Genomic DNA, 13,274 nt, shown 5'->3' on the forward strand with positions numbered 1-13,274 from the left:
CCAGTTGTGTGACCGTATTGGTTGCGTAGCAGAGATAGTTGTGTACCAGAGATGATCGGCACGTGGAATATCCCTGATCAAAATCAGAGTTTCTGCCGGTTTTTCATCGCTGTACCGACACGCCCGCAAACTCTGCGGTATTCAGAACACGATCTGACGCGGAATCCCGCGTACAGGACACACTCTCCCCTCGGCCAGGTGCGTGATCATGTCGTCGGTGGCAGGAAGACGTCCGTCGGCCAAAAGGAATTGCCCAGCCGTCGGCCCCGTGTTAGCCATCAGAGGATCGTGCGGCTTCCAGCAGCTTGATCCATGGTCCCACATACTCCCCGTTGTCATGAAACGTACGTCCACTGACCAGGTTGCCGTCAATCACGCACGGTTCATCCACAAAGATCCCTCCACAGACTTCCAGATCAAACTGACATTTGGGGACCGTTGCCATACGTCGACCTCGAACACAGTCGGCATAGGCGGGAATTTCCACTCCGTGACAAACGCTGGCAATCGGTCGTTTGGCTTCAAAGAACCAGCGGGTGATACGTACGAGGTCTTTGTCGTAGCGAATGTATTCGGGAGCCCGTCCGCCTGAAAACAAAATGCCGGTATAGTTCTCGGGAACGATGTCGCAAAAAGCGATGTCCGCCTCAAGCGTATAACCTTCCCATTCTTTGGTGATCGTCCATCCGGGTCGGTTTTCATGCAGAACCATTTGATACCGGCGTTTTTCCGGAGCCGCGATCACAGGACGGAATCCCGATTCAATCAAACGGTAATACGGATACAGCGTATCCAGACACTCTGTGGCATCACCAATCACGATCAGAACTTCATCCGGCATTGTTGCGTCCAGGGTGGGAAGGAATTTAATCAAACAATATTTGGCTGCCGAACACCCGCAACAAATCCACGTTTGATCACGGTACCGGCCTGAGGTTCACGATCGGTTAGTCATGAACATACTGGATTGAAACAGAAGCGCAACAAAACAGCCAGCCTGCAGTTGCAGGCTGGCTGGAAATCGAATTGCCGAGCGAACCGAAAAACCAGCTCCGGTACGTCATAACATTTTATCGCATGGACCATGGTCGCGCCAACACGCTTCGCGGATCATACGACCTATAGGCTGACCGCCGTACCGGATGATAGGCTGCCGGATGAACCACAGCTGGCGTTGACGGACTGAACCCGTTGGGAATGACAGGAAGTTGATGGTCGCCGCGAATATCGCCGCTCACATGAGGTGTTGGTGACGGGACCTGCCAGGCGGGTCCGTAAATCGGAGCCGTCGACATGGCCGTTCGTGGTGCCGGAGCGGAGTAGACGGGGAACTGAGGTTGAAACGCTGTTGCCGACGGTGTCAACAGAGTCGGGAAGCCTAAGGCAGATGTTTGAGTTGCCATGCCCGCATTCGGAAAGCCGGTGTTGGTGACATCGGAACTCGGTATAGCCGGTCCGGACGTGCAGTCGCAACCGGTTGACTGTGTCAATACGGGATAGGCCGGCGTGTAACCGCTGCGGGACCACCCGTGATAGCCACGATGAGCGCCATAGTATCCACCACCACAGGCCGGGGCACACCACGGACTCGAGATTCCATATCCTGCACCACGATATCCATATCCAAAACCGCTTCCACAGCCGTGCCCGCAGGTCCACGCAAACGGATTAAGAAACGGAAGCAAACAGCAGGCGTTTACCGTGGAGCTGGTGACAGCCAGAAGTGTCAGAACACAAAATCGAAGAGTCAGCTTGCGAATCATGAGAAGTCATCCTGATTGGATACCGAGGCGGCGGGAATTCGAACTGAACGCGTGGTTAAAAAACAAAGTTCGAATCGAGGAGTGAGCGGTCGCTCAGAGGGAACCTGCGAGTGCAGACAGAGTGAAAAAGTCACCCTGTTCCTGTTAATCGGTACAGAGCCTGCAGAACTTCAGTGAAATCCTGAAAGTTTTGATATTTGACTCAAGTTGTTGTGAACCGGGCGTTTATCTCCGGTAACGGTCTTCCTGTCCGAATTCAGGTCACCGATGCCGTCCGCTTCAGTGAAAGCTGAACATAAGGGCTGGTTCGAAGTGCCATCAGCGACCAAACACACATATTGAAAAAATTGCAAATACCGAAATCGTCCGCGACAGTCTTTTCGCAATTCGGCTGGAGCACACGCCTCCCCGATTCAACCAACAAATCATCTTCGTACCCCGTCCATATCGCATGATGTTCCAATTCGGAGACTGAACCGGGGTTGATGCGCCTGAGCTTGCCCGGAGGCCACTGCAGACCTAAACTCCCCAACCTGATTTTGTTAAGAAACATAAACACGGAATGATCAACGAGTGCCGGAAGGACAAGTTGCTTGCGAGCAATCATCAGTGACATTCACAGCAACCTCGAAGCACTTGAGGCGGTGCTCGCCGATATTGCCGCGAAGGATGTCGATGAGATTTACTGCTTGGGAGACATCGTAGGATACGGTCCCAATCCCTGTGAGTGTGTGGATCGCGTGATCGGTCTGAATGTTTGCCTGCTGGGTAACCACGACCAGGCGGCATTGTTCGATCCGGAAGGCTTTAACGCCGGTGCAGAACGCGCAATTTTCTGGACGCGTTCGATTCTGGAACGAGCTCCAGGGCCGGAAGGGCAACAACGATGGGAGTTCCTGGGTGAACTCAACCGGCGGGTAGAATCCGAAGACGGGAAAACGATTTATGTTCACGGATCGGCTCGCAATCCGCTGAATGAATATGTGTTTCCCGACGACGTCTTCAACCAGGTCAAGATGGAAAAAATATTCGCATTGATTCCTCAGTACTGTTTTCAGGGACACACTCATATTCCCGGCGTGTTTACCGAGGAGCATGAATTCCACTCTCCCGAAGAACTGGACTACACCTACGAACTGGGATCTGGCAAAGTCATGGTCAACGTGGGTTCGGTCGGTCAGCCTCGAGACAATGATCCACGTTCCTCGTACGTCACTGTTGACGGTAGTCAGCTGAAATTCCACCGAGTGGAATACGACGTGGACACGACGTCGAAAAAGATCTACGACATTCCGGATCTGGACAATTTTCTGGGTGACAGAATTCGTGATGGTCGCTAGATGACCATCAACAGATAAGGCTGTCGGAAACCGTCCTCTTCCTCCCGTGACAGCAGCAATCTCATCACAAAGCTGAAGTCCATGACTGAACGTTTATCGATATTCGCTGTTATGCTGTGTGCCGCTGCGAGCCACGCTGCACCACCGGAATCCGGTATGACATGGATCTTCAATGGCAAAGATCTCAGCGGTTGGGAGGGTGATCCTCGTCTTTGGAGCGTTAAAGACGGAGTCATTCATGGTGAAACTACCACAGAAAACGTGGCAGACGGGAATACGTTTTTGATCTGGCAGAACGGTCGTACGTCCGATTTCGAACTCCGACTGTCGTTCCGCTGCAACGCCACCAATAACTCCGGAATTCAGTACCGTTCAAAACACATCACCGACGGATCGGCAAAGAACAAATGGGTCGTGAAAGGCTACCAGCACGAAATTCGCAATCAGGTCGATCTGCCGAGTGTCTCGGGTTTTATTTATGACGAAGGAGCTGCCACAGGCGGTCGCGGCCGAATGATACTGGTAGGCCAGAAGGGCACCTGGACAGGAGACCGTCTGCAACTGTCGGACGAAGTGCTGATTACGGATGGTGAGTTCAAGCAATTGTTCCGACTGAATGACTGGAACGATGTCATCATTCGCGCCAAAGGAACTCATATCCGGCATTTTATGAACGGCCGACTGATACTGGATTTTACCGACAGCAAAGATCGAGCCCTGCTGGACGGGGTCCTGGCACTTCAGCTGCATGAAGGAAAACCAATGTTCGCTGAGTATCGTGATATCCGCATCAGGAATCTGGACTGAAGCCGACCAGGTCCGTAAGACCGGATGGCGATGGATGTGGTTCGGACTGACCGGTGTCTCCCCGACCGACGCGGCACAGATCAATCCACCGGCATCGGATTCGTACTTCCCGCACTGACGTTTTCCCGGTAATCGAAAAGAGTCCTGATGCTGTCATTTCTGGCCGCCCTGCCGTTACTGGTAACCGCGATTTTGATCGTACTACTGCGGGTGCCTGCCAGTCGGGCAATGTTGCTGTCACTGGTCACCACGATTCTTGTTTCGTACTTCGCCTGGGGTATCAGTCCTTTGCAGATTGCAGCCCTGTGCCTTCAGGGTACGGGAACGGCCGCCAATCTTCTGTATATCATCTTTGGCGCCATATTTTTGCTGAACTGCCTGCGTTACAGCGGAGCGGTGGACTGCATTCGAAATGGTTTCCGGGATATTTCAGAAGACCAGCGTGTGCAGGCCATCATTGTGGCCTGGCTGTTCGGATCGTTCATTGAAGGCTCCGCCGGTTTTGGAACTCCGGCGGCGGTAGCAGTTCCGTTGCTGGTGACTCTTGGATTTCCGCCACTGGCCGCCGTCCTGTGTGGTATGACGATTCAGAGCACACCTGTTTCGTTTGGGGCCCTGGGGACTCCCATTCTGGTTGGTGTCCGCACGGGACTTAACCTGACCTCCGCAGGATTCACTGAAGGCTCCGATGTCGCCGTCGCAGCTGCCGCACACGGACTGACCGGTGACGCAGACACTGTTCTGGCACAGATTGGTTTTCGAGTGGCCATGCTTCATGGAATCATCGGAACGCTGATTCCGCTGATACTGGTCTGTCTGCTGACGCGATTGTTCGGAACGGAACGCTCGATCGCGCGAGGTCTGGCGGCGTGGCGATTCGCGTTATTTTCTGCCGTCTCTATGACAATCCCCTACGTTCTGGCCGCACGTGTTCTGGGACCGGAGTTCCCGTCGCTACTCGGCAGCGTGGTCGGATTGATCATTGTCATTTCGGCATCACGTCGTGGCTGGTTTCTTCCCTCGGACGAAATTTGGCGGTTTCCAAAGCAACAGGACTGGCTGGACGACTGGTCACCGGAACTGACGAGTCGCGGCAGACAGCCTGACGTATCTGGTGTAAATCGGAGCCTGCTGCATTCCTGTCTGCCGTATGTCTTTCTGGCGGCAGCACTGCTGATTTCGCGAATGCCTCTGCTGCCTGTTGCACAGTGGCTGCGTTCTCCGTCAGTGAGCATAGGGTTTCAAAATGTGTTCGGCACAGATGTGGACATCAATCACCCTCTGCTGGCATCTCCTGGCAGCACGTTGATCCTGGTGTGCCTGCTGACCTGGTGGATTCATCACATGTCCCTGGGGCAGGTCCGCAGTGCCTTCCGTGAATCCTTATTCACCACACTCAAGGCTTCTGTTGCACTCATCTTTGCCGTGCCCATGGTAAAAGTGTTCACAGGTTCCACGGGGGGGATCCACGGGTATGACGGGATGCCCCAGGTCCTGGCCACATCGTTTTCAGAAGTGATGGGATCATTCTGGCCGGCAGTGGCTCCGGCGGTCGGTGGTCTGGGCGCGTTCATTGCAGGCAGCAATACACTCAGTAACATGATGCTGTCACCGATGCAATTCGAGGTCGGACAGCAAATCGGAACAGACCCGTTCTGGGTGGTTGCCCTGCAGGCTGTGGGCGGTGCCGCCGGAAATACGATCTGCGTACACAACGTGGTAGCGGCACTGGCCGTGGCCGGAATGGTGGGCCGTGAAGGACTCGTCATCCGACGTACCCTGCTGGTCTTCGCTTATTATGCAGTCGCGGCCGGCATTCTGGGTATGATGCTGTGCCAGGTCGGAGGTTGAACAATCGTTCGACACAGATGTTCGCAGCCGTTAAAAGTTGCCTCGGCAGTGACCGGCAGCGGGAATCCCAACTGATCGTCTGAGACAGACAATCGCAACATCTGAACACTTTTATCTTATTTAAATGGCAATCCCATGGAACTTTCCAATCTGACCTGGCCGGATGTCGATGCACTGGATCGAAATACACCGGTCATCATTCCTGTAGCGGCCCTCGAACAGCATGGTCACCACATGCCCGTGTTTACCGACAGCATGCTGCTGGGGGAAATTATGCGTCGAGCCCACCAGCAACTGGAACAGCAGACGTTACTGGTACCTCTGATGTGGCTCGGCAATTCTCATCATCACATGGATTTCCCCGGCACCGTATCCGCTGAACCCCGAGTCTGGCTGGACCTGCTCAGCGGACTGGTTGAAAATTTCATCACCCACGGGTTTCGACGCATCGTGGTTTTCAACGGTCATGGCGGCAACGATGTACCGGGACGACAGGTGACATTTGAGCTGCGACAGAAATACCGCACTCGACCGGATTTACTGTTGTTGTACGCAACGTACTGGAGTCTGGCAGATCCTCCGTCGAGTATCCCCGGTCTGACACAGGACTCGATGCAGCATGCCTGCGAGTGGGAAACATCAATGATTCTGCGTTTATATCCGGAACTGGTGAAGGATTATCAGAACACCGAAAACATTGATCAGGGTAATCCGTTCCTGCCGGCTCAGCGTGCCTGGATTACCGGCGATCGATCATCCACCGGACATATCGGCGCACCGAACGCGGCCACATCCGAAAAAGGCGAACAACTGCTGGAATTGTTCTCCGGCGGTGTGGTGCGGCTAATGCAGCGAGTTATCCAGTGGGATGGAAAATCCTGGGACGGTTGAGTTGCGTCGTTTAGAAAAAAATTGAACCCCCGCGTTTATATCCCTGACAGACTGATTTCATCCTGGTACTGCTCTACGTGTCGCGCGGCACCAAACTGACCGCCGTATGGCAACGGTACTGTCTGAGCTAATACGAACGAGGAATTTTCCGTGGTGGTAACACCTGTTGCATGAATTCCTCGGGTGTCATCGCAGCGACTTGCTGCTGCCCGCGTTGACCGCATGCAATGGGTCCTCCCACTATCGGCTGCCAAACGCAACGTCTCTGCATTCGGTTCAGCAGGAATTTGGTAATCGGCGTTTTGTGTGGTCGATCAAATCGCACACGGGAAACGTGGCTGCATAAACTGGTCATTCCCGTGACACGGCATCAACCAGTCGTGCGTTGCGGCTGTGCAGTTTTTTCGGGTTCGATACAGGTCTGCACGACGGGTGTTTTTGACACGATTCCGGATCTGGCGACAACGGACAGGACACAGCGGTCAGGTGCGGATATAAATAGAAGAAAGCTGACCACTTCCCGGACCATTCGCCGCCCCGACAAGCGAATCATTTCATGATCATCGACAATGCAAGGATCATCCACTGTCTTCCGGTGCTGCTGTCTGTCGTGATTGCGGTGTCATCAGTGTCTGCCGATGAAGCACCGGTTAATGTTTCCGTTTCACCGGAATCAGATATCGAGCAGCTTGCATCGTCGGTGCAGAAATCTCTGGTTGTCATCGAAGGAACCGGACGCTCCGGAGATCGGAGAGGGGAAGGGTCGGGATTTGCCATCGCCGACGACCTGATCGCCACGGCCCGTCATGTCATCGGTGAAGGTCGTCGTGTGTCGATTGTTCTTCCTGACGGCCGCCATGTCCCCGTGCTTCAGGTGTATTCTCAGACAGCCCATCTGGACATGGTGATTCTGAAGACCGAATCACATGGTCTGCCTCCACTGACACTCAGCGACCAGGAAGCACCTGTGGGGCGACCGGTCGTGGCTCTGGGACATCCGCACGGGCTCCGCAACAGCGTCGTCAATGGAGTGGTTTCCGGTCGGCGCGATATCGACGGGATCTCCATGATTCAGCTGGCTATGGCGATCGAACCAGGCAACAGCGGCGGCCCGGTCGTCGATTATGAGGGGATGGTGGTGGGAATGGTCACACTGAAGTCGACCGCCACCGACAACATCGGCTTCGCTATTCCGATCTCTCATCTGCATGGCCTCCGCGAGTCCCCGAATCCAATAGAAATGGACCGCTGGGTCACCATCGGTGCCCTTGACAGTCAGCGTTGGAAACCGATTGGAGGCACCGGCTGGAAACAACGTGCAGGACGCATCAAAGTTGAGGGCTGGGGAACGGGATTCGGTGGCCGAACATTGTGCATGCTGAAGCAGGTCCACGAAATCCCGATTGAAATCGAAGTAGACGTCAAACTTGGAAACGAACGCGGAGCAGCCGGTCTCATGATGCACTCCGACGGTGGAGACCGCCACTACGGATTCTATCCAAGTGCCGGAAACATCCGTTTCACCCGGTTCGATGGCCCCAGCGTGAACCACTGGACCATCCTTCACAACGAACCTCACTCCAGCTATCGACCCAACGACTGGAATACTCTTAAAGTTCGAATCCAGGCGGATACAATCAGTTGTCAGCTGAACGGAAATCCGGTCTTCGAAACACAGGACAAGGTCATTCCTCACGGCAGCTTGGGATTTGCAGCATTCCGAGGCACGGAAGCCACGTTTCGTAATCTCAGTATCGCACCCAGTATTCCGTCACGCCTTCCGTCTGTCGAACAACAGCAAAAAGTAACGGACCTGCTGAATCAGATGCAGCCGGATCAGCCTCTGTCACGGCAACTGATCAGTGAATTAACACCGCTGGGACAGGGAGTCGGCGGACTGCTGGCGCGCAAGGCCGCGGAAATCGACGCCCGTGCCGTTCTGGTACGGCAACTGGCAGATGACGTACACACCGCTCAGATCGCCCAGCAGCTCAGCAGTATACTCACCGGAAAATCTTCAGACGAATCACAACCGGACCTGCTGACAGCCGCACTGTTACTGGCAGAACTCGACAACGACGAAATCCGGGGAAGGGACTACGTTACCCGAGTCGATTCCATGGCAAACGAAATCCGGTCAGGATTCAGTGACGATGCTGATGAACAACAGCGTCTGCAGGCACTGGACCAATGGTTGTTTGAAGAAAACGGTTTTCGCGGCAGCCGTCAGCAGTATTACGCACGTTCGAACAGCTACATGAACGAGGTGATTGATGATCGGGAGGGCCTGCCGATCGCCTTGAGTGTGCTGTACATGGAACTGGGACAACGACTTAATCTGAACATGTCGGGAATCGGATTGCCGGGACACTATATCGTGAAATTCGAACCAGCCGATTCTGAACACGAACCGGAATGGATCGATGTGTTCAATCGCGGAAAGCGGCTTACCGATGATGATCTGAATGATCATCTTCAGGATCGTGGCCTGACGATGGAACCCGAATATCTGGAACCACAAAGTGCGACCCGGATTATCGAACGAATGCTGCGCAACCTGCTTGGGCTGGCAGAACATGATCGCAGTGATCAGCGCGTACTGCGGTATCTTGAACTGCTTGTCACAATTTCCGGGGACAACCCGGAATTTCGGGCCAAGCGTCTGGAAATCAGGGTCAGAACGGGGCATCCAACCATGGCTCTGGAAGATGTTGACTGGTTTTACACCACACAGCCTGACGGCATTGATCTTCAGCAGCTTCAGCAGCTCAAAACACGTCTGGAAGCGGACATCCCGGGGCAAAACTAAAACAGACCGCGTCCCGCATTCGCATCGACCCGGAACCGGACAACATTCCGCATTTCCGTCGTCAACATCCAAACCGACATTCCGCGGCAAGTCTCACCCAGAATGGTGTTTTACTGGCAATACCGGAAGTCCAGCCTGCACCGCAGCAATCAGTACGAGCAGCAGATGCACGGAATTCACATTGCGTGACCAGGTATGAAGCTTTTCAAACTGTTCCGTCCGCGGACTGCCCGCAGGAATAATCAACTCCTGAAGCAGGCGATACACAAACCAGTAATCCAGAGCAAACACCACGGCGGCCAACGTAGTCAGCAGCATGGCAATCTGCAAATGCCGGCTGAGATTTCGGCAGATGACTCCGGCAGCAATAGCTGCCGTACAGCAGGAAATACCGAACGCGTAGTAAAAAGGAAAACGAATCGTCGCCAGTTGATCCCGCAGCATAGAATCAAACGCCGGAAACTTTTGTTCCGCGATGCTGGTGATAATAAACAAAACAGCAGCACCGATCCAGAACCCCAGCGCCAGTCTCATCACAACCAGAGCTGTCACTTCCACAGCAGACGGCAGTTCCGTTGTCTTCAACCGGGAAGAAGCAGCATTATCCATTCCGACTGACCCCGAACAGGCTTGGAACAGGGACTTGTTGAACGACACAGCCGCTAATTCTATCGACTGTTCAGGGGCTGAGACAGTCCGCTTATTTGCCGGTCTGTCAGACAAACCGGAATACGATGACTCGTAGTCACGAGGTCTGCGAACAGTCGATAATTCTGAAGTCCACAGTCCTGAGTTCCGACTCAGGTCCCGAATACCCGGTCGCCCGCATCTCCAAGTCCCGGCACGATGAATTTCCGGTCGTTGAGTTCACGGTCACACGCACAGCAAAATATCTGAACGTCCGGACAGTCACGCCTCAGACGTTCAAGCCCTTCCGGTGCAGCAATCACTGCCAGCATACGAATATCGACAACGCCCCATTCCTCAAGCAAACGAACGGCTCCCACAGCGGAGCCCCCCGTGGCCAGCATCGGATCAAGGACAAGTCCGGTGTCCGGCGGATCTGCAGACGGAAGCCGGTTGTAATAATGGACCGGCTGAGCAGTAGCCTCATCGCGGTATATACCAAGGTGTTGAACTTCTGCTTCGGGAATGAAATCGAGTAGCGGATCGACAAGGCACAGGCCAGCCCGAAGAACCGGTACAGCCACGATTCTTCCGGCAAGAACCTGACAGTCCGTGGTCTCCATCGGCGTGGTAACTCTGACCGAAACCTGCGTCATCTCTCGAGTCGCTTCGGCGATCAGCAAACTCCCCAGTACCCTGATCCTTCGACGAAAATCTTCCGGACGAGTATTTCTGTCGCGGACATACGCCAAGTGATGATCCACCACGGCGTGCTTCAGAATCGTCACTTTCGCAGCCATTTCGTGTTCCACCCGCGGATAGCCACCAAACAGAGGCAGTTATTCACATTCGATTAGCTCCAGAGTATTTTCCGGAGGTCGTCCGATCACAGCTTTGTCACCTCGAACTACAATCGGACGTTCCATCAGTCGCGGATATGCCACCAGAAGATTAACGGCAGCGCTGTCAGAATATCGAGTATCGGGGTCACCAACCTCAGTAAACAGCTTTTCTTTTCGACGAATCAGAGCCCGAGCAGGAATCCCGAGAGCCCGTACAATCTTTCGCAACTCGGTCCGTGTGGGAGGATCGTCGAGATACTCCACAATCTCCGGATCAATGCCGTTCTCCTGGAGCAGCTGCAATGTCCGGCGACTCTTACTGCAACGAGGATTATGATAAATCGTGTACGCCGACATCGTCTGATTTCCTGAAGAGTCCAGCTGGCTGGATGCATATTACTGCGAGACTTTCCCGGGAACCGAGTCAGATCGGCGGTTTTTTTCAGGATCATTGGCTGATCCCTGAAGAAACCAATCATCCGGGCGCACAAAAAAACGCCGATCAACGGCATCGGCGTCTGAAAATTAATGATTAGCCGGAACCTGTTTTTGTTAGGTCAGGCTGCGTCGGTCCCGTAGTCACGCAGTCGGTTCGACGGCTTGTAGGACTCCACACTTTCCTTAAGCGAATACCGCATATAGTACGCATCTTCCAGCGTATCATCGTAGTGATTTCGCAGAACGGACAAGGCACGGAAATTACAGGAACCAAAGAACATCTGTGCCGCCAGGTTCGTTTCCCTAACCTCCAGAACAATTTCGCGTCGACGCTGTTGTGACAGTTTATCGATCAACCGCTGGACCATCTGGCGTCCCACACCGTCTCTGCGATGATACGGGGATACAGCAAAATTGAGAATTTTCAGCATCGACTGGTGCAGCTCGTAGATCATGAACCCCACAATTTTGTGGTCCAGCTCAGCCACTGTGCCGATGCAGTTTCTCTGCCGCAGACAGCAAAGAAATTCTTCCTCAGTCCAGGGGTATTCAAAACTGCCTCGTTCGATGTCAAGGACTTCCTCCATGTCACGACGAATCAGCCATCGAATCAGTAAATCAGATGCAGGGTTACTGTCACTCTGACCGGAAACGTTTTGCTTGCGCTTCAATACCATGACGGCCTCCGTGCCGACGCGACTTGAAGGGGGAATCAGCTGCCACAGTTGACAGATGTCTTCCTGAACTCATTTTCACAACAATTAAATTTAGCAAACCGGGTCGGCTGCCGTCCATGCCAATGGCAGAACGGATGAGCGAGTTAAAAAATAAATGTAAACGTCCCCTGGAGACCGGCATTTCCTGCCCAACATCGCCGATGGATTTTCCGGACCAAAACGACGGGGCACTCCAGCTATAGCGACCACCAGATCGCCCCACTGGTCCTGTGAAGTGCAGTTTAAACCGGTTTTGACTACAAATTTGTTCCGTTTGTCTACTGGGTTCTGCCTCTCAAAACATTGAACGCAGGCTAAGGCCTTTCTAAAATACAGAACATACACCGGTTGAGGGATGTGGCCGGTCATTCGTAGCCGACTGTGTCGGTTCGGACAGATTCACTGTATTCAGCAACCACGTCTCTATGCCCCTGCCACCGTCAAGCTGCAGTACGTGCAAACGTTTCTTTGCTGCAACCGTGGTACGATATCTGCTTAACGTTCCTGCTGCCTTTCTGTTTGTAATGCCGGCAATTGAGGCTCAAACGGAACTCGAGACACCGGATGCTGCCGTATCAGATCAATCGTGGAGTAAACCGCGTGATCTGCTCAGCGGAGAATTTCAGTCATGCTGGAAACATTTTTCCTGCGTTGATGAAACTCCACTGGCCAGTGTCTGGAAACGCACGGTCGAAGAAAATTCAAAATTGGTCGAACTGGTGTGCTCAGGAGACCCCCGCGGTTACCTTTATACCAACGACGAATTTGGCGACTTCGATTTGACCTTTGAGTGGCGTTTTGTGTCGGATGCCAACGGAAACAGCGGCGTCCTGGTGTTCACACAGGACGATCAGCGGTTGTGGCCCACCTCCATGCAGGTTCAGCTTCACCAGCCGGAAGCCGGTAGTATTTTTCCGGGCGGTGAAGCCGTCAGCGGCTCCACCGTCAGAAAAGAGGATCTTGCGAATCCCGTGGGCCGGTGGAATAAATGCCGGATTATCAGCAGAAACAGAAGCATCGTCGTTCACGTGAATGGAAAGAAATCCGGAGAAGTCAGCGACTGCAAACCGGCACGCGGTCGAATTGCACTCCAGAGTGAAGGATCGGTGGTGCACTTTCGGCGGATTCTGATTCGCACGCCTGAAACCACCCAAGATCCCTGATTTCAGCAGACAGCAGAATCAAAGAGA

The 13,274-nt window shown here is 53.7% G+C and carries 12 protein-coding genes; 6 read left to right on the forward strand and 6 right to left on the reverse strand.

Features of this window, described 5'->3' with window-relative positions; translation table 11 throughout:
• Positions 1 to 271: 271 nt before the first annotated feature.
• Entirely contained in the window at positions 272 to 841 is a 570-nt protein-coding gene (locus MK110_05040) for a DJ-1/PfpI family protein (protein ID MCH2210643.1), read from the reverse strand.
• 229 nt (positions 842 to 1,070) lie between these two features.
• On the reverse strand, positions 1,071 to 1,763 hold the full coding sequence (locus tag MK110_05045; protein ID MCH2210644.1) for a hypothetical protein: 693 nt from the start codon (positions 1,761 to 1,763) through the stop codon (positions 1,071 to 1,073).
• A 593-nt stretch (positions 1,764 to 2,356) separates the two neighbouring features.
• Here MK110_05045 and MK110_05050 point away from each other — a divergent pair.
• From MK110_05050 to MK110_05070, 5 genes are all read left to right on the forward strand, one after another.
• Complete coding sequence (locus tag MK110_05050; GenBank protein MCH2210645.1) at positions 2,357 to 3,103, forward strand: metallophosphatase family protein; 747 nt, start codon at positions 2,357 to 2,359, stop codon at positions 3,101 to 3,103.
• 81 nt (positions 3,104 to 3,184) lie between these two features.
• Positions 3,185 to 3,910 (forward strand): DUF1080 domain-containing protein, encoded by a 726-nt coding sequence (locus MK110_05055; protein MCH2210646.1) that lies wholly within the window; start codon positions 3,185 to 3,187, stop codon positions 3,908 to 3,910.
• 147 nt (positions 3,911 to 4,057) lie between these two features.
• Positions 4,058 to 5,761 carry an L-lactate permease gene (locus tag MK110_05060; GenBank protein ID MCH2210647.1) on the forward strand — a complete coding sequence of 568 codons (1,704 nt, stop codon included), beginning with the start codon at positions 4,058 to 4,060 and terminating at the stop codon, positions 5,759 to 5,761.
• Between the two features lie 135 nt (positions 5,762 to 5,896).
• On the forward strand, positions 5,897 to 6,652 hold the full coding sequence (locus MK110_05065; protein ID MCH2210648.1) for a creatininase family protein: 756 nt from the start codon (positions 5,897 to 5,899) through the stop codon (positions 6,650 to 6,652).
• A gap of 556 nt (positions 6,653 to 7,208) precedes the next feature.
• On the forward strand, positions 7,209 to 9,461 hold the full coding sequence (locus MK110_05070; protein ID MCH2210649.1) for a trypsin-like peptidase domain-containing protein: 2,253 nt from the start codon (positions 7,209 to 7,211) through the stop codon (positions 9,459 to 9,461).
• 93 nt (positions 9,462 to 9,554) lie between these two features.
• On the opposite strand, the gene MK110_05075 is transcribed toward MK110_05070, so the two are convergent.
• The 4 genes from MK110_05075 to rimI form a co-directional block, all read right to left on the reverse strand.
• Positions 9,555 to 10,070, reverse strand: coding sequence for a hypothetical protein (locus tag MK110_05075; protein MCH2210650.1), 516 nt, complete (start codon positions 10,068 to 10,070; stop codon positions 9,555 to 9,557).
• Positions 10,071 to 10,261: 191 nt separating this feature from the next.
• Positions 10,262 to 10,888 carry a uracil phosphoribosyltransferase gene (upp, locus tag MK110_05080; protein MCH2210651.1) on the reverse strand — a complete coding sequence of 209 codons (627 nt, stop codon included), beginning with the start codon at positions 10,886 to 10,888 and terminating at the stop codon, positions 10,262 to 10,264.
• 39 nt (positions 10,889 to 10,927) lie between these two features.
• Complete coding sequence (gene arsC / locus MK110_05085; protein MCH2210652.1) at positions 10,928 to 11,287, reverse strand: arsenate reductase (glutaredoxin); 360 nt, start codon at positions 11,285 to 11,287, stop codon at positions 10,928 to 10,930.
• A 200-nt stretch (positions 11,288 to 11,487) separates the two neighbouring features.
• On the reverse strand, positions 11,488 to 12,045 hold the full coding sequence (gene rimI, locus MK110_05090) for a ribosomal protein S18-alanine N-acetyltransferase (protein MCH2210653.1): 558 nt from the start codon (positions 12,043 to 12,045) through the stop codon (positions 11,488 to 11,490).
• 518 nt (positions 12,046 to 12,563) lie between these two features.
• Here rimI and MK110_05095 point away from each other — a divergent pair.
• Complete coding sequence (locus MK110_05095; GenBank protein ID MCH2210654.1) at positions 12,564 to 13,247, forward strand: DUF1080 domain-containing protein; 684 nt, start codon at positions 12,564 to 12,566, stop codon at positions 13,245 to 13,247.
• Positions 13,248 to 13,274 lie beyond the last annotated feature (27 nt).

Source organism: Fuerstiella sp. (genome assembly GCA_022447225.1).
In the GTDB taxonomy this organism is placed as follows: domain Bacteria; phylum Planctomycetota; class Planctomycetia; order Planctomycetales; family Planctomycetaceae; genus S139-18.